At 61.6% G+C, this 17,921-nt stretch carries 21 protein-coding genes; 15 read left to right on the top strand and 6 right to left on the bottom strand.

The features are described 5' to 3' along the window. Positions 1 to 118 precede the first annotated feature (118 nt). The 4 genes from AACW30_RS24415 (at position 119) to AACW30_RS24400 (ending at position 4,868) form a co-directional block, all read left to right on the top strand. Positions 119 to 2,872, top strand: a complete 2,754-nt coding sequence (locus AACW30_RS24415) for a response regulator (protein ID WP_200623644.1) — start codon at positions 119 to 121, stop codon at positions 2,870 to 2,872. Positions 2,873 to 2,965: 93 nt separating this feature from the next. Further along, the gene (locus tag AACW30_RS24410; protein ID WP_200623643.1) at positions 2,966 to 3,955 is read left to right on the top strand and encodes a 2-hydroxyacid dehydrogenase; all 990 of its coding nucleotides are present in this window, start codon (positions 2,966 to 2,968) and stop codon (positions 3,953 to 3,955) included. Positions 3,956 to 4,026: 71 nt separating this feature from the next. Continuing rightward, the gene (locus tag AACW30_RS24405) at positions 4,027 to 4,467 is read left to right on the top strand and encodes a hypothetical protein (protein WP_106579838.1); all 441 of its coding nucleotides are present in this window, start codon (positions 4,027 to 4,029) and stop codon (positions 4,465 to 4,467) included. Continuing rightward, positions 4,464 to 4,868, top strand: a complete 405-nt coding sequence (locus AACW30_RS24400) for an META domain-containing protein (RefSeq protein ID WP_200623642.1) — start codon at positions 4,464 to 4,466, stop codon at positions 4,866 to 4,868. Before AACW30_RS24405 ends, AACW30_RS24400 begins: the two co-directional genes overlap by 4 nt. Before the next feature lie 116 nt (positions 4,869 to 4,984). Here AACW30_RS24400 and AACW30_RS24395 read toward each other — a convergent pair whose 3' ends face one another. Next, positions 4,985 to 5,446, bottom strand: coding sequence for a TlpA disulfide reductase family protein (locus AACW30_RS24395; RefSeq protein ID WP_106579840.1), 462 nt, complete (start codon positions 5,444 to 5,446; stop codon positions 4,985 to 4,987). Between the two features lie 117 nt (positions 5,447 to 5,563). Here AACW30_RS24395 and arsC point away from each other — a divergent pair, with 117 nt between their 5' ends. From arsC to AACW30_RS24380, 3 genes are read left to right on the top strand one after another with little or no spacing between them, the layout of a single operon-like run. Beyond that, positions 5,564 to 5,917, top strand: coding sequence for an arsenate reductase (glutaredoxin) (gene arsC / locus AACW30_RS24390; protein ID WP_119736241.1), 354 nt, complete (start codon positions 5,564 to 5,566; stop codon positions 5,915 to 5,917). Then, positions 5,914 to 6,528 (top strand): NAD(P)H:quinone oxidoreductase, encoded by a 615-nt coding sequence (gene wrbA, locus AACW30_RS24385; protein ID WP_106579842.1) that lies wholly within the window; start codon positions 5,914 to 5,916, stop codon positions 6,526 to 6,528. Before arsC ends, wrbA begins: the two co-directional genes overlap by 4 nt. Continuing rightward, complete coding sequence (locus AACW30_RS24380) at positions 6,512 to 6,931, top strand: DUF2069 domain-containing protein (RefSeq protein ID WP_106579843.1); 420 nt, start codon at positions 6,512 to 6,514, stop codon at positions 6,929 to 6,931. Before wrbA ends, AACW30_RS24380 begins: the two co-directional genes overlap by 17 nt. Positions 6,932 to 7,023: 92 nt before the next feature. Here AACW30_RS24380 and AACW30_RS24375 read toward each other — a convergent pair whose 3' ends face one another. Both AACW30_RS24375 and ttcA read right to left on the bottom strand, forming a co-directional pair. Further along, positions 7,024 to 7,695 carry a DNA-3-methyladenine glycosylase I gene (locus AACW30_RS24375; protein WP_200623641.1) on the bottom strand — a complete coding sequence of 224 codons (672 nt, stop codon included), beginning with the start codon at positions 7,693 to 7,695 and terminating at the stop codon, positions 7,024 to 7,026. Positions 7,696 to 7,762: 67 nt separating this feature from the next. Continuing rightward, positions 7,763 to 8,587, bottom strand: coding sequence for a tRNA 2-thiocytidine(32) synthetase TtcA (ttcA, locus tag AACW30_RS24370; protein ID WP_106579845.1), 825 nt, complete (start codon positions 8,585 to 8,587; stop codon positions 7,763 to 7,765). Between the two features lie 361 nt (positions 8,588 to 8,948). Between ttcA and AACW30_RS24365 the strand changes: the two genes are divergently transcribed. Beyond that, entirely contained in the window at positions 8,949 to 9,551 is a 603-nt protein-coding gene (locus AACW30_RS24365) for a Yip1 family protein (RefSeq protein WP_200623639.1), read from the top strand. Positions 9,552 to 9,679: 128 nt separating this feature from the next. Beyond that, a complete protein-coding gene (locus AACW30_RS24360; protein ID WP_064454959.1) occupies positions 9,680 to 10,174 on the top strand; it encodes a SprT family zinc-dependent metalloprotease in 495 nt (164 codons plus the stop codon). A 91-nt stretch (positions 10,175 to 10,265) separates the two neighbouring features. On the opposite strand, the gene AACW30_RS24355 is transcribed toward AACW30_RS24360, so the two are convergent. Beyond that, entirely contained in the window at positions 10,266 to 11,447 is a 1,182-nt protein-coding gene (locus AACW30_RS24355) for a CaiB/BaiF CoA transferase family protein (protein WP_200623637.1), read from the bottom strand. A 157-nt stretch (positions 11,448 to 11,604) separates the two neighbouring features. On the opposite strand from AACW30_RS24355, the gene tusD reads away from it, so the two are divergent. From tusD to AACW30_RS24325, 6 genes are all read left to right on the top strand, one after another. Further along, a complete protein-coding gene (gene tusD / locus AACW30_RS24350) occupies positions 11,605 to 11,997 on the top strand; it encodes a sulfurtransferase complex subunit TusD (RefSeq protein WP_200623636.1) in 393 nt (130 codons plus the stop codon). Between the two features lies 1 nt (position 11,998). Continuing rightward, the gene (tusC, locus tag AACW30_RS24345; protein ID WP_106579849.1) at positions 11,999 to 12,349 is read left to right on the top strand and encodes a sulfurtransferase complex subunit TusC; all 351 of its coding nucleotides are present in this window, start codon (positions 11,999 to 12,001) and stop codon (positions 12,347 to 12,349) included. Further along, positions 12,349 to 12,627, top strand: coding sequence for a sulfurtransferase complex subunit TusB (gene tusB / locus AACW30_RS24340; protein WP_106579850.1), 279 nt, complete (start codon positions 12,349 to 12,351; stop codon positions 12,625 to 12,627). Before tusC ends, tusB begins: the two co-directional genes overlap by 1 nt. Further along, entirely contained in the window at positions 12,624 to 12,959 is a 336-nt protein-coding gene (locus AACW30_RS24335) for a TusE/DsrC/DsvC family sulfur relay protein (protein ID WP_200623635.1), read from the top strand. Before tusB ends, AACW30_RS24335 begins: the two co-directional genes overlap by 4 nt. After that, positions 12,956 to 13,957: a glycosyl transferase family protein gene (locus AACW30_RS24330; protein WP_179677188.1), complete on the top strand. Its 1,002-nt coding sequence runs from the start codon at positions 12,956 to 12,958 to the stop codon at positions 13,955 to 13,957. The genes AACW30_RS24335 and AACW30_RS24330 overlap by 4 nt, the downstream gene beginning before the upstream one ends. Before the next feature lie 88 nt (positions 13,958 to 14,045). Further along, a complete protein-coding gene (locus AACW30_RS24325; RefSeq protein WP_106579853.1) occupies positions 14,046 to 15,041 on the top strand; it encodes a glutathione S-transferase family protein in 996 nt (331 codons plus the stop codon). Positions 15,042 to 15,231: 190 nt separating this feature from the next. Here AACW30_RS24325 and cysG read toward each other — a convergent pair whose 3' ends face one another. Both cysG and serS read right to left on the bottom strand, forming a co-directional pair. Further along, positions 15,232 to 16,626, bottom strand: a complete 1,395-nt coding sequence (gene cysG, locus AACW30_RS24320; protein ID WP_119736257.1) for a siroheme synthase CysG — start codon at positions 16,624 to 16,626, stop codon at positions 15,232 to 15,234. Beyond that, the gene (gene serS, locus AACW30_RS24315) at positions 16,627 to 17,907 is read right to left on the bottom strand and encodes a serine--tRNA ligase (RefSeq protein ID WP_106579855.1); all 1,281 of its coding nucleotides are present in this window, start codon (positions 17,905 to 17,907) and stop codon (positions 16,627 to 16,629) included. Positions 17,908 to 17,921 lie beyond the last annotated feature (14 nt).

Raw genomic sequence — 17,921 nt, 5'->3', positions numbered from 1 at the left:
TTGCGGTATGTCATTAATTTGCGAGATTCCAGACCGCGCAAATGGCTACACTGCGCAGGTGGCGTGGGCCGGATGCCCGCGCAGATAATCGAAAACAATGTGGTAGCAGGAGAGTGGCGTGCTTAGAAGAATGGGGATAAAAGGCCGCGTACTGTTGCTGACCTTATTACCGACCAGCCTGATGGCCCTGTTGTTGGGGGGTTATTTCACCTGGATGCAGCTCTCGGAGTTGCAAACCCAATTGCTGCAGCGTGGCGAAATGATTGCCGAGCAGTTGGCGCCGCTGGTAGCCCCTGCCCTGAGTAGCAAGAACACCGACCTGCTGGAACGCATCGCCACCCAGTCGCTGGAACAACCGGACGTGCGTGCCGTGTCGTTTCTGGCGCCGGACCGCTCGCCCCTGGCGCACGCCGGCCCGACCATGCTCAACCAGCCGCCCGTCGGTAACAGCTCCCACCTGCTGCAGCGCACCGGCAATGACGCCACGCGCTACCTGCTGCCGGTATTTGGCCGCCACCGCAACCTCGCAGGCGAGCTGATTCCCGATGAAGCCGATCGTTTGCTGGGCTGGGTCGAGGTAGAGCTGTCGCACAATGGCATGTTGTTGCGCGGCTATCGCAGCCTGTTCGCCAGCTTGCTGTTGATCGCCATCGGCCTGATCTGCACCGCCGCGCTTGCGCTGCGGATCAGCCGCACGATCAACTCGCCGATTGGCCAGATCAAGCTGGCCGTGGCCCAACTCAAGGACGGCAACCTGGAAACCCGCTTGCCACCCTTGGGCAGCCAGGAACTGGACCAACTAGCCTCGGGCATCAATCGCATGGCCGAAACCCTGCAAAATGCCCAGGAAGAGCTGCAGCACAGCATCGATCAGGCCACCGAAGACGTGCGCCAAAACCTGGAAACCATTGAAATCCAGAACATCGAGCTGGACCTGGCGCGCAAAGAGGCCCTGGAGGCCAGCCGTATCAAGTCGGAGTTCCTGGCCAACATGAGCCATGAAATCCGCACCCCGCTCAATGGCATTCTCGGTTTCACTCACTTGTTGCAAAAAAGCGAACTGTCGCCGCGCCAACTGGACTACCTGGGCACCATCGAAAAGTCCGCCGACAACCTGCTGGGCATCATCAACGAAATTCTCGACTTCTCGAAAATCGAGGCCGGCAAGCTGGTACTCGACAGCGTGCCTTTCAACCTGCGCGACTTGCTGCAAGACACCCTGACCATCCTCGCGCCCGCCGCCCATGCCAAGCAGTTGGAACTGGTCAGCCTGGTGTACCGCGACACCCCGTTGGCGCTGGTCGGCGACCCGTTGCGACTCAAGCAGATCCTCACCAACCTGATCAGCAATGCGATCAAGTTCACCCGCGAAGGCACTATCGTGGCCCGCGCGATGGTCGAGGACGAACAGGAGGACAGCGTACAGCTGCGCATCAGTGTGCAAGACACCGGCATCGGCCTGTCCAACCAGGACGTGCGCGCACTGTTTCAGGCGTTCAGCCAGGCCGACAACTCCCTGTCACGGCAACCGGGCGGTACCGGCTTGGGCCTGGTGATCTCGAAACGACTGATCGAGCAGATGGGCGGTGAGATCGGTGTCGACAGCACGCCGGGAGAAGGCTCTGAATTCTGGATCAGCCTCAACCTGCCGAAAACCCGCGATGACGTCGACGACCTGCCCTCTGCGCCACTGCTGGGGCGTCGCGTGGCGGTGCTGGAAAACCACGAGCTGGCGCGTCAGGCCCTGCAACACCAACTGGAGGATTGCGGCCTGGAAGTGACGCCGTTCAACACCCTGGAAAGCCTCACCAACGGCATCACCAGCGCGCATCAGACCGAGCAGGCCATCGACCTTGCCGTACTCGGCGTCACGGCCAATGATATTCCGCCCGAACGCCTCAACCAGCATTTGTGGGACCTGGAACACTTGGGCTGCAAAGTGCTGGTGCTGTGCCCGACCACCGAGCAGATGCTGTTCAACCAGTCGGTGCCCAACCCCAACAGTCAGTTGCAGGCCAAACCCGCCTGCACGCGCAAGTTGCGCCGCGCACTGGCCGACCTGATCAGCCCGCGCCCCTTGCGCAGCGAACCCGGCGAGCCGCTGTCCAGCCGAGCGCCGCGCGTGCTCTGCGTGGATGACAACCCGGCAAACCTGTTGCTGGTACAAACCCTGCTCGAAGACATGGGCGCCAAGGTGCAGGCGGTAGAAAGCGGCTATGCCGCCATTGACGCGGTGAAACAGGAAACATTCGACCTGGTGCTGATGGACGTACAAATGCCCGGCATGGACGGCCGCCAAAGCACCGAGGCTATTCGCCAATGGGAAAGCGAGCGCCACGGCACGCCGTTGCCGGTGGTAGCCCTCACCGCCCATGCCATGGCCAACGAAAAACGCGCGCTGCTGCAAAGCGGCATGGACGACTACCTGACCAAACCCATCAGCGAACGCCAACTGGCCCAAGTGGTGCTGAAGTGGACCGGCCTGGCCCTGCGCAACCAGGGCCCGGAACGCACCAACGACAGTTCGGGCACAGGCGTGAAACTGTTGGTACTGGACCATGAGGAAGGCCTGCGTCTGGCGGCCAACAAATCCGATCTGGCCGCCGACATGCTCGCCATGCTGCTGGCCTCTCTGGAAGCCGACCGCCTGGCGATCACCCTCGCCCGCGAAGCCAAAGACAACAATGCCCTGATCGAGCGCGTCCACCGGCTGCATGGCGCCACTCGTTACTGCGGTGTGCCGCAATTGCGCGCCGCCTGCCAACGCGCCGAGACCTTGCTCAAGCAGGACGACGCCAAGGCCATGGCGGCCCTGGATGAACTGGACATGGCGATTGCCCGCCTGGCCAGTGAGGCGCGCGTCAGCGCCTGAGTTTATTTTATAGGCGCGGGCACTTGCGGCGCGGGTTTGCTCCTGTCTTCAAGGGTCTGCGCTTGCAACTCGCAACTTGCAGGGAGCTTTTTAATGCGCGTCATTCTTTTCAGCAGCCAGACCTACGACCGCGACAGTTTTCTTGGCGAGCCACTGCCGGCCGGCCTTGAGCTGCAATTTCAGCCTGCGCGGCTCAATCTCGACACCGTGGCCCTGGCCGAACACCACGAAGTGGTTTGCGCGTTTATCAATGACGACCTCAGCGCCCCGGTGCTGGAGCAACTGGCCGCAGGCGGCACGCGTCTGATTGCCCTGCGCTCGGCCGGTTACAACCATGTCGACCTGCCCGCCGCCCAGCGCCTGGGCCTGACCATCGTGCGGGTGCCGGCCTACTCGCCCCACGCGGTGGCCGAGCATGCCGTGGCGCTGATTCTCGCCCTTAACCGCCGCCTGCATCGCGCCTACAACCGCACCCGCGATGGCGATTTCAGCTTGCACGGGCTGGCCGGTTTCGACCTGGTGGGCAAGACCGTCGGCGTGGTCGGCACCGGGCAGATCGGCGCCACGTTCGCCAAGATAATGGCCGGCTTCGGCTGCCAATTGCTGGCCTACGACCCTTTCCCCAACCCGCAGGTGCAGGCCCTTGGCGCACGTTACGTGAGCCTGCCCGAGCTGCTGGCGCACGCGCAGATCATCAGCCTGCATTGCCCGCTGACCGCCGACAGCCAACACCTGATCAACGCCCGCTCCCTGGCGCAGATGCAGCGCGGCGCGATGCTGATCAACACCGGCCGTGGCGGCCTGGTGGACACGCCGGCGCTGATCGAAGCCCTCAAGGACGGCCAACTCGGCTACCTCGGGCTAGATGTGTATGAAGAAGAGGCCCAGCTGTTTTTCGAAGACCGCTCCGACCTGCCGCTGCAAGACGACGTGCTCGCACGCCTGTTGACGTTCCCCAACGTGATCATCACCGCCCACCAGGCATTTCTCACCCGCGAGGCCCTGGCCGCCATCGCCAGCACCACGTTGGGCAATATTGCCGCGTGGGCCAAAGGCCAGCCGCAGAACCTGGTCGAAGGATGATCGGCGGTCACATACCAGGCTCATGATGGGCCGGCACCCGTGATAGGATGCCGCGCCTATTTGGAGGATCCATGGCCGAACACGATTTCCGCTTCAGCTTGCTGAGCCCGCAACACACCCTGATCGAATGCCGCGCCCTGGTGCCGGGCCGTTATCAAGTCACCGGCAACGGTGGTTCGATCAAACACGGCGACGTGCTGATCGTCACCCTGCGTGGCAGTAAAACCCTGTCGATGCGCCTGACCGTCGAAGGTGATGCGCGCTACTCCATTCGCCCGGCAGGCCAATGGGTCGCCATGGCCCAGGGGCCAAAATTCGGCGAGCTGGAAATTCATACCTGGAAGGTCAACTGCGACAGCTGCGACACCGTGCTGGAATTTGAATTCGCGGTAGAAACCAAACTGACCAAAGAGCCGCTGCAACCTGCCGCCAACGCGCGCATCAAGGCATTGGGCTGGGCCAGCGAAGGCGACAAGCATCGCTGCCCTAAATGCCAGCAGGCCGCGCAATGAAAGGCCCGCTGCTGCTCGCGGCCGTCGGCATAGGCTTGACCGGCTGCGCCGGCGACGCGGTGAAGCTCAAGCAGGATCACAGCTATGTGGTGGAATGGATTGGTGAGCGGCCGCTGATGGATTACGCGCACCTGACCGTCACCCTTGGCGCCGATGGTCGCGCCTACGGCAATGGCGGTTGCAACCACTGGTTTGCGCCGTACACCGTAGAGGGTAACAAGCTGAACTTCGGCAAGATCGGCAGCACGCGCAAACTCTGCGCCGAGGCCTTGATGGAGCAGGAGCACCGCTTCTTCCAGGCCCTGCAAGGCGTCGAGCGTTGGGACATCTCGCCGATCGAGCAGACGCGTTTCTGGCCGGCTGAAGGCAAGCCTATTCGGCTGTGGCTTGAAGAAGGCTGATCGACATCATTGCAAACGGGCTTTGTTGTGGAAGCTGGCCTGCCTGCGACAGCATCGACTCGGTATCACAGACGTACCGGGTCGCCCGCATCGCAGGCTAGCCGCCTCCCGCACAGTTAACCGCGTAGGGCTTTGAGTTTGGCGAGCACCCCTTGCGCCGTCTGCTCGCCCATCAACTGCTCGCGGACCTTGCCCTTGTCATCAATGATGTAGGTCACCGGCAACGCCTCGCTGCGCGGGATATCGAAAATCTCTTCCGGGTTCTGCGCCAGTACGGTGAACTTGATCCCCAGCTTCTCGCTGGCGGCCTTGAGTTCTTCACCCTGCACATTGTCAAAGTTGACCCCGAAAACCCCAACGTTCTGTCCTTTCAGCTGCTCGGCCAAGGCATTGAGTTCCGGGATCTCCGTGCGGCACGGGCCACACCATTCCGCCCAGTAGTTGACCACCACCCAGTGTTTGTCCAAGCGCTCTGACGCGACCTTGTTACCGTATTGGTCAACGCCGTAGTCGTTACCGCAGCCGCTGAGCAGCAGGGTTGTGATGATCGCCAATGCACCGATCAGTCGCCTTGTCATGGGGTAATCCTTCGCAAAAAAATGAACGTTGGCTGCGACCTATCGCCTCTTACGGTTTAAGGACAGGACGCTGCGCAGGTAGAATACCCGCCACCTTACGCAAGATGCGACCCGCACATGACCGATCTGACGCTTTATCACAACCCGCGCTGCTCGAAATCCCGCGGAGCGCTCGAACTGCTGGAAGCCCGTGGGCTCACGCCCACCGTCGTGCGCTACCTCGAAACCCCGCTGAACGCCGCGCAATTAAAGGCGCTGCTGGGCAAGCTGGGCATCAGCGCACGCCAATTGCTGCGCACCGGCGAAGACGAATACAAAGCCCTCAACCTGGCCGACGCCAGCCTCAGCGAAGCGCAACTGATTGCCGCGATTGCCGAACACCCGAAGCTGATGGAACGTCCGATCCTGGAAACCGCCGATAAAGCCGTCATTGGCCGCCCGCCGGAAAACCTGCTGGAGTTGCTGCCGTGACCGCGCCCTATGTGCTGGTGTTGTATTACAGCCGCAATGGCTCGGTGAGCGAAATGGCCCGGCAAATTGCCCGCGGTATCGAGCAAGGCGGGATGGAAGCAAGATTGCGCACCGTGCCGGCGATCTCCACCGAGTGCGAAGCGGTGGCACCGAGCATTCCCGACGAAGGCGCGCTGTATGCCAGCCTCGATGACCTGAAAAACTGCTCGGGCCTGGCCCTTGGCAGCCCGACCCGCTTTGGCAACATGGCCGCGCCGCTCAAGTATTTCCTCGACGGCACCAGCAACCTGTGGCTGACCGGCGCCCTCGTCGGCAAGCCAGCCGGCGTGTTCACTTCCACGGCCAGCCTGCACGGCGGGCAGGAAACCACGCTGATGTCGATGCTGCTGCCATTGCTGCACCACGGCATGTTGATTACCGGCCTGCCCTACAGCGAACAAGCACTGCTCGACACCCAGGGCGGCGGCACGCCGTACGGCGCCAGCCATCACTCGGGGCCCGACGGCAAGCGCATGCTCGACCAACACGAAATCACCCTGTGCCGCGCCCTCGGCCTGCGCCTGGCCACCACCGCCATGTTGCTGGAGAACGGCCGTGGCCAGAAAGCCTAAGGTCCTGCCGCCCCAGGCGTGGCTGGAACCACGGGTCAACGTCGCACGCGCGCTCAGCCTGCTGGCGTTTTTTGGGCTAGTGGGTTTGCTGTGCGGGTATTACCTGTTCGTCGCCGACCTGCACGGCGCGCGCCCGTGGGTGATCCTGCTGATCGAATTGGTGCCGCTGCTGGTGCTGGCGCCGGGCATGCTGCTCGGCAGCGCACGTGGGCATTCGTGGATGTGCTTTGTGGTGAATTTGTATTTCATCAAGGGCGCGCTGGCGGCCTATGACCCGAACCGGCAGTGGTTCGGGGTGCTGGAAATGCTCGCGAGCCTGGCGGTGTTTTGTACCGCACTGTTATATGTGCGGTGGCGGCATCAGTTGAATCGGCGGCTGGCGGCAGATGTGCAGCCGGCCTGAAGACCGCTGTCGCAGGCAAGCCAGCCCCCACACTTGATCGGCGGCGGTCAAAATATGGGAGCTGGCTTGCCTGCGATAGCCTCACCTCGGTCTCAATGATTCACTGTGTAAGCCAGCATCATCGACAACTGACACATCGGCCGCCCACTCTCGGCATGCCATTGGTTGAATGCGCCCTGCACCGTCGCCAGATCGCGCAGGCTGGTCGGTACTTTGTCGACGATCTTCTGCGCATTCAACGCCGCCACCACGTCATAGCTCGGTACAAACGTGTCCTTGCCCACCATGCGCAAAAAACGCGGCGCCGACAGCCCGCCCAACTGGTGGCCGTGCTTGCTCAGGTACTTCCACAAGCCGACGATATCGGTCACCGGCCAGTCCGCGACAAAGGCGCCGAAGCTGCCCTTTTCCTGCTCAATGTCCAAAATCATCTGCGCATTGCGCGGCACGCTCTTTAGCTTGCCCAGGTGACGAATGATGCGCGTGTCCTGCATCAGGCTCTCCAGGTGTTCGGCGCCCATCAGCACGACCTTTTCCGGGTCAAAACCGAAAAACACCTGCTCGAACGCAGGCCACTTGCCATCCACCACACTGTGCTTGAGACCGGCGCGAAATACCCGCAGGGCCAGGGTCGACAGGTAGCGGTCGTCACTGATTTTGCGCAACTGTGCCGGGGTCTTGGGAACAGGCAGATGGGCTTCCAACTCGGCCGCTGAACCAAAACGGTTCAGACAATATTCGTGCAGCCACTTGTAATCGCGCATGCCCTCTCCTGGCAATTGAATTGAAGACGGCGCCCGTGAGCGCCGTCTTTCAGAGCGTCGAAACGGGTTAGAGGTTCACAACATTGACGAAGCGCGACGCGGCGCTCTCATCGATTTTCAGGCTGGTGAAGTCGAACAGGTTGCGGTCGGCCAGCTGCGAGGGGATCACATTCTGCAGGCTGCGGAAGATGCTTTCAGTGCGGCCCGGGGTCTTGCGCTCCCAGTCCACGAGCATTTCCTTGACCACCTGGCGCTGCAGGTTTTCCTGGGAGCCGCACAGGTTGCACGGGATGATCGGGAATTGCTTGAAGTCGGAGTAGGCCTGGATGTCTTTCTCGTTGCAATACGCGAGCGGCCGGATCACCACGTTGCGGCCGTCATCGGCGCGCAGCTTGGGCGGCATGGCCTTGAGGGAGCCGTTGAAGAACATATTGAGGAAGAACGTCTCGACGATGTCGTCACGGTGGTGACCGAGGGCCATCTTGGTCGCGCCGATCTCATCGGCAAAGGTGTAGAGCGTGCCACGGCGCAGGCGCGAGCACAGCGAGCAGGTGGTCTTGCCTTCCGGGATCAACTCCTTGACCACCGAATAGGTGTCTTTTTCGACGATGTGGTACTCGATGCCCAGCGCTTTCAAGTAGGCGGGCAATACGTGCTCGGGGAAGCCGGGCTGTTTCTGGTCCATGTTGACAGCGACGATCTCGAACTTGATCGGCGCGACCTTTTGCAGGTGCAACAGCACGTCGAGCATGGTGTAGCTGTCTTTGCCGCCGGAGAGGCAGACCATGACCTTGTCGCCGTCCTCGATCATGTTGAAATCGGCGACCGCTTCACCGGCCAGGCGACGCAGGCGTTTTTGCAGTTTGTTCTGGTTGACCGTAAGAGTGCCCATGGCGCTTGGATCCGCTAGAGGTGTGTGACGAAAAGCCCGGCATTTTACCTTCATGACCGACCGAGTTCCAATGTGGGAGCTGGCTTGCCTGCGATGGCGCTGTGACACACACGTGTAACTGGCTGACCCATCGCTGGCGCAGGCAAGCCGGCTCCCACGGTGGACCCCATCATTACTGACAGACCTCACCGCGATTAGCGCCCCTGTTTACAGCGCAATTTGCTCTAAAGCCCTGCAGTTTTTCCGGTCATCACTTCCTATACTGCGACGTAAGGTCGCACAGCTATCCGGGACCTTTGAGGCCTTTGGCCCGTGGGCGCTCCGATGGGGGGCGATGGTAATAACGACAGGAGTGACTGGCATGATCCATCACGTCGTGGGGCTGTTTACCCATCCCGACCAGGAATGGCGGGAAATTCGTGGCGATAAGGAAGAAAGCATCGGCCACATGTACCTCACTCACACCCTGATTCTCGCGGCAATCCCCGCCGTATCGGCGTTTATCGGCACTACCCGGGTGGGCTGGGTCATCGGCAGCCGCGCGCCGGTGATGCTGACCCAGGAAAGCGCCCTATGGATGACCCTGATGTCATACGCGGCCATGCTCGGCGGCGTGGCGGTCATGGGCGCGTTCATTCATTGGATGGCCCGTACCTACGACGCCAGCCCCAGCATGGCGCGGTGCGTAGCATTTGCCACCTACACCGCTACCCCGCTGTTTATCGGTGGGCTGGCAGCGTTGTATCCGCATATGTGGCTGGGAATGGTCGTCGGCACGGCCGCCATCTGTTACACGGTGTACCTGCTGTATGTGGGGCTGCCCACGTTCATGAGCATCGACCCGGACGAGGGGTTCCTGTTTTCCAGCTCGGTGCTGGCGGTGGGCCTGGTGGTACTGGTGGCGATCATGGCGTTCACCGTGGTCGTCTGGGGCTTGGGCGTAGGCCCGATCTACACCAACTGAGCGGCTGACCCCGCAGGCAAAGCCACCGCAAGGTGGCTTTGTGCGTCATGCATGACCATTCGGCGCCTGACAGATTCGGAAACACCTGCTTTTGCGGCATACTGGGCGCCTCTGGAGATATGGTCAGCATGCCCGAGCAACTCAATACCCGCGTCGAAGATTGTTTCCTGCAAGCAGAATCCTTTTTTAAACGAAGCTTCAAACGGCCCCAGGTCAGCCTCAAGCTGCGGGGCCAGAAGGCCGGTGTCGCGCATTTGCACGAGAACCTGCTGCGCTTCAACCCACAGCTGTACCGTGAAAACAGCCAACATTTCCTGAAGCAGACCGTGGCCCATGAGGTTGCGCACCTGATCGCCCATCAATTGTTTGGCGAACGCATCCAGCCCCATGGCGAGGAATGGCAATTGATCATGCGCGGGGTATACGAACTGCCGCCGGATCGCTGCCACACCTATGCAATCAAGCGTCGGCAAGTCACGCGCTACATCTATCGCTGCCCATGTGCCGACAGTGATTTCCCGTTTTCAGCCCAGCGCCATGGGTTGGTGAACCAGGGCCGACGGTACTTGTGCAGGCGTTGCCGGCATACCTTGGTGTACACCGGGGAAACCCGGGTGGAGTGAGGGCCCCATCGCAGGCAAGCCAGCGCCCACCTGTTGACCGAGCCGCCGATCAAAGGTGGGAGCTGGCTGGCCCGTGAAAGCGGCCGAGCAGTCACCCAACCACCTTGGCCTGACGCAATGCTGCTATTCGTTGCGCACTGAGCCCCAGCTCAGCCAACACTTCATCTGAATGCGCCCCCACCGCCGCACCTGTGTGCCGAGGCTCTGGCAACCCCTGTGAAAACTTCAACGGGCAGGCGATTTGCGCCTGAGTCGAGCCATCGCCGCGTGGCACCTGGCTGATCAGCTTCCGCGCCTTCAACTGCGGATGCTCCACCGCTTCACTCAAGCTCAATACAGGCTCCACACACGCATCCACCCCGGCAAACAGCTCGCACAACTGCTCAAAGCTGCGCTTTTCAAACTCGACCTGCAGCGCAAGCTTCAGGGCTTTTTGCTGTTCCGGCCTGGGCGACAGGCCTTGCGCTGCCAACTCCGGTCGGCCCAACGCCTCGCACAGTTGCTGCATAAACGCAGGCTCCAGGCTGCCGACCGACATCCAGCGCCCGTCGCGCGTGCGGTAGTAATCATAAAAGCTGCCGCCGTTGAGCACCTGGGCCTCCCAATCCGGCTCGACCCCACAGGCCAGGTAACCCGCGCCGGCCATGGCGTTCAGGCTGAACGAACAGTCCGTCATGCTCACATCCAGGTGTTGGCCCACGCCGCTGTGCTGACGCGCTATCACCGCCGCCAGCAACCCCACCACCGCGTGCAGCGAACCACCGGCCACATCCGCCAATTGCACGCCCAGCGGCAGAGGTCCGCTGTCCTGGCGCCCGGTGTGGCTGGCAATGCCGGCCAGCGCCAGGTAATTGATATCGTGTCCGGCACGGTCCTTATAGGGCCCAGTCTGGCCGTAGCCGGTGATCGACACGTAGATCAACCTGGGGTTGATCGCATTGAGCGCCGCATAGCCCAGTCCCAAACGCTCCATGACGCCGGGGCGAAACTGCTCGAGGACGATGTCGTAGTCCTTGACCAGCTCACGCACGATCTCCAGCGCCTCGGCCTGCTTGAGGTCCAGCGCCAGGCTGCGCTTATTGCGGTTGAGGTAGGCGTGGCTGGCCGACGTGCCGTGATCGTGCGGCGGCAGAACGCGCAACAGGTCCACGCGTGTAGGCGATTCGATCCGCAGCACCTCGGCGCCCATGTCCGCGAGCATCAAGGATGCAAACGGGCCAGGTAGCAAGGTGGAAAAATCCAGCACTTTGAGGGACGCCAAGGGACCTGACATGGAGACTCCATTTCGGTTTCGAATGCCCACAGCGTAGGCAGGCTTGATCCTACCGGCAATCGTCAGAACGATCAGCGAGGGTGACCGTTTTGATCACGGCGGGCTTTTTCGCCGCGGCGGCTTTATCATTGGCCCACGTTTGCTTGCAGAGTGTTCCATGAAGTTCGCAATTGCGCTGTTTTCCGCCGCCCACGCGCCCTCCTCGCGCCGCGCCTTGCTGTTTGCCCAAGCGGCGATTGCCGGTGGGCATGAGATTGTGCGGCTGTTTTTTTATCAGGACGGCGTGTACAGCGCCTCCAGCAACATCGTCGCGCCCCAGGATGAGCAAGATATTGCCCGGCAATGGCGCGAGTTTGTCAGCGCGCACCAGTTGGACGGCGTGGTGTGCATTGCCGCTGCCTTGCGCCGTGGCGTGCTCAATGGCGAAGAAGCCAAACGCTACCAACGCAGCGCGGTGAACCTGGATGCGCCGTGGGCGTTGTCGGGCCTTGGGCAATTGCACGATGCCGCCCAGGCTGCCGACCGCCTGATCTGTTTTGGAGGGCCGTGACATGTCCAAATCCTTATTGGTCATCAGCCGCCAGGCGCCGTGGTCCGGGCCAAGCGCGCGCGAAGCCCTGGATATTGTGCTGGCCGGCGGTGCGTTCGACTTACCGATCGGCCTGCTGTTTATGGACGACGGCGTGTTTCAACTGGCGCCGCAGCAAAACGCCAAAGCCGTGCAGCAAAAAGACCTGAGCGCCAACCTGCAAGCGTTGGGCCTGTTTGGCATTGATGACGTGTTCGCCTGCGGCCACAGCCTGGCCGAACGCGGGCTCACAGCCCCTGCCAGCGCCCAGGCACTTGGCAACGATGCTATTGGCAAATTGATTGACCGTTACGACCAGGTGATTACCCTCTGATGTCGACTTTACATGTGGTGTCTCACTCACCGTTTACCGATAGCCGCCTCGCCAGTTGCCTGCGCGTATGCGGCAGTGCGGACGCGATTCTGCTGTGCGGCGACGGCGCCTACGGCCTGCACAACGCGGCGCTGCAAACCAGGGGCGTGAAGGTTTTTGTACTGGCTGAAGACATGCTGGCGCGCAATCTGCCGCTACCGGACTGGGCCGACAGCGTGGACTACCCGGGTTTCGTGCAGCTGTCCATCGACTACGACAAGGTCAACAGCTGGCTATGAACACCTTGACCGTAGGCGGACGCCCCCTCGAATTGGACAAGGACGGCTACCTCGTCGACCTCAATGACTGGTCTGCAGAGGTCGCCAACGCGCTGGCCGCCGCGGAGCCCCTGGAATTGACCGCCGCCCATTGGGAGATCCTCGAACTGCTGCGCGGGTTCTATGAAGAGTTCCAGCTGTCCCCTGCCACGCGCCCACTGATCAAGTACACCGCCTTGAAGCTGGGACCGGAAAAGGGCAACAGCCTGCACCTCAACACACTGTTCAACGGCACTCCCGCCAAACTCGCCGCCAAGTTGGCGGGCCTGCCCAGGCCGACGAATTGCTTATGACCGACTTTGCCCCGCTGACCTTTGAAACCCCTGCCGAGCACCCGTTTGCGCAGTTCGTACGCATCCTGGGCAAAGGCAAGCGCGGCGCGCGCAACCTCACCCGTGAGGAAGCCCGTGAAGCCATGGGCATGCTGCTCGACGAAAAGGTCGAGGACACCCAGCTCGGCGCCTTCCTGATGTTGCTGCGCCACAAGGAAGAAAGCCCGGAAGAGCTCGCAGGTTTCACCCAAGCCGTGCGCGAACGCCTGAACGCGCCGGCGCTGAAGGTGGATGTCGACTGGCCAACCTACGCCGGTAAAAAACGCCATCTGCCGTGGTATTTGCTGGCGGCCAAGTGCCTGGCGCAAAACGGAGTGCGCATCCTCATGCACGGCGGCGGTGCGCACACCGCCGGCCGGTTGTACACCGAGCAATTGCTGGACGGTTTACAGATCCCGTTGTGCCGCAACTGGCAGCAGGTCGAAACGGCGTTCGAACACGGCAACCTGGCGTTTATTCCCCTGGGCGACTGGGCACCACAACTGCAACGCATGATTGACCTGCGCAACACCCTGGGCCTGCGCTCGCCGATCCACTCGCTGGCGCGCCTGCTCAACCCGCTGAATGCGCGCTGCGGCCTGCAAAGCATTTTCCATCCCGGTTACCAGGGCGTACACCGCGATGCCAGCGGCCTGCTTGGCGACAATGTGATCGTGGTCAAGGGCGATGGCGGCGAAGTCGAGATCAACCCGGACACAATCAGTCACCTGTATGGCACCACTGGCGGCCAAAGCTGGGATGAAGAATGGCCCGCCCTCTCCGCCCAACGCCACGTCAAACCTGCCAGCCTGGAACCTGAACACTTGAAAGCCGTGTGGCGTGGTGACGCTCAAGACAGTTACCCGCAACTGGCGCTGATCGCGACCATGGCCCTGGCCTTACGCGGCATCGGCCATCCGCGAGAGCAGGCGTTCGCATTGGCCCAGCAATACTGGGATGCGCGGGACAAATCGATTTAATCGATCATTGCCCCGCAGTCTTTGCGCTTTTAGTTCGAACTCATCCCTTTAGACTGGCCTCCAACGCTTATTAGCCAAGGAGCCAGTCATGGGTTTGCTGATCGAAGGACACTGGAAAGACCAGTGGTACGAAAGTAGCGCAGACGGCGCTTTCCAGCGCGAGCAGGCACAGCGCCGCAATTGGGTGACCGCCGACGGTGAGCCCGGCCCGAGTGGCGAAGGTGGCTTCAAGGCCGAAGCCGGTCGCTACCACCTGTATGTGTCCCTCGCCTGCCCCTGGGCGCATCGCACCCTGATCCTGCGCAAGCTCAAGGGCCTGGAAAGCTTGATCGAGGTGTCCGTGGTCAGTTGGTTGATGCTGGAAAACGGCTGGACCTTCGACAAGGCCCACGGCTCTACCGGCGACAAGCTCGATGATTTTGCCTACATGCATCAGCGCTATACCGCCGACACCGCCGACTACACTGGCCGCGTGACCGTGCCGGTGCTGTGGGACAAGACGCTCAAGCGCATCGTCAGTAATGAATCGGCGGAGATCATCCGCATGTTCAACAGCGCGTTCAACCACCTGACCGGCAACACGCTGGACTTCTACCCCGAGGAGCTTCGCGAGGCGATTGACGCGCTGAACGAGCGCATCTACCCCGCGGTGAACAACGGCGTGTACCGCGCAGGCTTCGCCACCTCGCAAAAGGCTTATGAAAGCGCGTTTGACGATGTGTTTGCCGAGCTGGACCACCTGGAGCAGCACTTGGGTAAGCACCGCTATCTGGCCGGCGAATACCTGACCGAAGCCGACGTGCGGCTGTTCACCACGCTGATTCGCTTTGATGCGGTGTATTACAGCCACTTCAAATGCAACCTGCGGCGGATTGCCGATTATCCGAATTTGTCGAACTGGCTAAGGGAGATGTATCAGTGGCCAGGCGTGGCCGAGACGGTGGATTTTGCGCATATCAAGGGGCATTACTACGCGAGCCACCGGACCATCAATCCGACGGGGATTGTGCCGAAAGGGCCGTTGCACAATTTTGATGCTGGCCATGATCGCGAGCGGCTGAGCGGTAAGGCCGTCTGGAACTGACAACCCCTCTTCCGGTAGCGATTGGGCTTTCGTGGCGAGCGGGCTTGCCCCGCGTGGGGCTGCGCAGCAGCCCCAGTAAAAACACCGCGTTCTGCCAGGCAAACCGCGGTGTCTGGCTTTAGGGCTGCTGCGCAGCCCAACGCGGGGCAAGCCCGCTCGCCACACTCAAATCACGCACTCAAGGGCGGTGTCACACCTGGGATTGTGCGCCTTCGAACCACTTCAGCTTTTCGCGCAATACCACCACTTCACCGACGATGACGAGTGTTGGCGCATGCACTTCATGCTCCGCCACCATGCGCGGCAAATCCGCCAGGGTGCCGGTGAAGACACGCTGGTTGGAGGTGGTGCCCTGCTGGATCAACGCCGCCGGCGTATCCGCCGAGCGACCATGCTTGATCAGCTGTTCACAGATAATCGGCAAGCCGATCAAGCCCATGTAAAACACCAAGGTCTGCGACGGGCCAACGAGGTCATGCCAAGGCAGGTCCGAGGTGCCGTTTTTCAAATGCCCGGTGATAAACCGCACCGACTGCGCATAGTCGCGATGGGTCAGCGGAATTCCGGCATACGCCGCGCAACCACTGGCCGCCGTGATACCCGGCACCACCTGAAACGGAATGCCATGGGCCGCCAACTCTTCGATCTCTTCGCCACCACGGCCAAAGATGAACGGATCGCCACCCTTGAGGCGCAGTACACGCTTGCCTTGCTTGGCCAGGTCCACCAATTGCTGGTTGATCTGGTCCTGCGGCACAGCATGATCGGCGCGACGTTTGCCCACGTAAACCCGTTCGGCATCGCGACGGCACAGTTCGAGAATGGCCGGCGCCACCAAGCGGTCGTACAGCACCACGTCGGCTTGCTGCATCAGACGCAAGGCGCGGAAGGTCAGCAGGTCCGGATCACCCGGGCCTGCGCCCACCAAGTAAACTTCGCCCGGCGCATGTGGTGGTTTCCCGTTGACCTTTTCGATCAGCAGGCGCTCAGCCTCATCGCCCTGCCCGGCCAACTGGCGGTCGGCAATCGGGCCCTGGAAAACTTCTTCCCAGAACGCGCGACGCTGCTGCACATCCGGATACAAACCTTTGACCTGAGCACGAAAACGCGCCGCCAACCCAGCCAATTGGCCATAGGTGGACGGAATCCAGGTCTCCAGCTTGGCGCGGATCAAGCGCGCCAGTACCGGCGCATCGCCGCCACTGGACACTGCAATCACCAAGGGCGAACGGTCGACAATCGCCGGAAAGATCACGCTGCACAAGGCTGGCGCGTCCACCACGTTGACCGGCACGCAGCGACGCTTGGCATCACTGGACACTTGCGCGTTCAGTGGTTCGTCATCGGTCGCGGCGATGATCAGGGTGCAACCGTCGAGGTCGGGCTCCTGATAACCGCGCAAAATCAGTTCCCCGCCACTGCCCAGCACCAGTTCACGCAACTGGTCTTCGATCTGGGGAGCAACCACCCGCAGCAACGCACCGGCGTCGGCCAGCAGCCGGGATTTGCGCAAGGCAATCTCCCCACCACCGACGACCAACACACGACTGCCGCGCAGGTTATGAAACAGCGGCAGAAATTCCATTTAGCCGATGACCTCAACGCCGCCCATGTACGGCTTGAGCACTTCCGGCACGCGGATGGAACCGTCGGCTTGCTGATAGTTTTCCAGCACGGCTACGAGCGTACGGCCTACGGCCAGGCCCGAACCGTTGAGGGTGTGTACCAGCTCCGGCTTGCCGGTTTCCGGGTTGCGGAAACGCGCCTGCATGCGACGGGCCTGGAAATCACCGCAGTTGGAGCACGACGAAATCTCGCGGTATTTGTCCTGGCTCGGTACCCACACTTCGAGGTCGTAGGTCTTCACGGCACTGAAACCCATGTCGCCAGTGCACAGCGCCAAGACGCGGTACGGCAGCTCCAGCAGTTGCAGCACGCGTTCGGCATTGGCGGTCAGGCCTTCCAGGGCTTCCATCGAGGTCGACGGCTCGACCACTTGCACCATCTCGACTTTGTCGAACTGGTGCTGGCGAATCATGCCGCGCGTGTCACGCCCCGAAGCGCCGGCTTCACTGCGAAAGCACGGGCTGTGGGCCACGAACTTGATCGGCAGCTGCTTGGCATCGAGGATTTCGCCCGCGACGATATTGGTCAGCGACACTTCGGCCGTCGGGATCAGGTACAGGTCGGCTTCGCCGTCGCGGCTGATCTTGAACAGGTCTTCTTCGAACTTCGGCAGCTGGCTGGTGCCCATCAGCGCCGGCGCCTGCACCAGGTACGGGGTGTAGGCTTCTTCGTAGCCGTGCTCGCCGGTGTGCAGGTTGATCATGAATTGCGCCAGGGCACGGTGCATGCGCGCGATCGGGCCGCGCAGCAAGGCAAAGCGTGCGCCGGACATTTTGGCGGCGGTTTCAAAATCCAGGCCACCGGTCAGCTCACCAAGCGCAACGTGGTCCTTGATCTCGAAATCAAAGGCCTTAGGCGTGCCCCAGCGGCGCACCTCGACGTTGCCGTCTTCGTCTTCGCCAATCGGCACGGATTCGTGCGGCAGGTTGGGGATGCCCAGCAGGATCGAGTCCAGCTCGCTCTGAATGCCTTCCAGCTCGACTTTGCCGTCGGACAGCTCGGTGCCCATACGCTCGACGTCCGCCATCAGCGGCGCGATGTCTTCACCGCGCTGCTTGGCCTGACCGATGGATTTGGAGCGCGCATTGCGTTCAGCCTGCAGTGCTTCGGTGCGGGTCTGGACGGTCTTGCGCTGTTCTTCCAGCGCTTCGATGCGCGCAACATCCAAGGCAAAGCCACGGGATGCCAGGCGGTCCGCTACGTCCTGAAGGTTGCTACGTAACAGTTTGGAATCGAGCATGTCGGTCTCTCGTT

This window comes from Pseudomonas sp. MF6747 (assembly GCF_963890955.1).
In the GTDB taxonomy this organism is placed as follows: Bacteria; Pseudomonadota; Gammaproteobacteria; order Pseudomonadales; family Pseudomonadaceae; genus Aquipseudomonas.
This window is presented reverse-complemented; position numbering and strand designations above follow the sequence as displayed.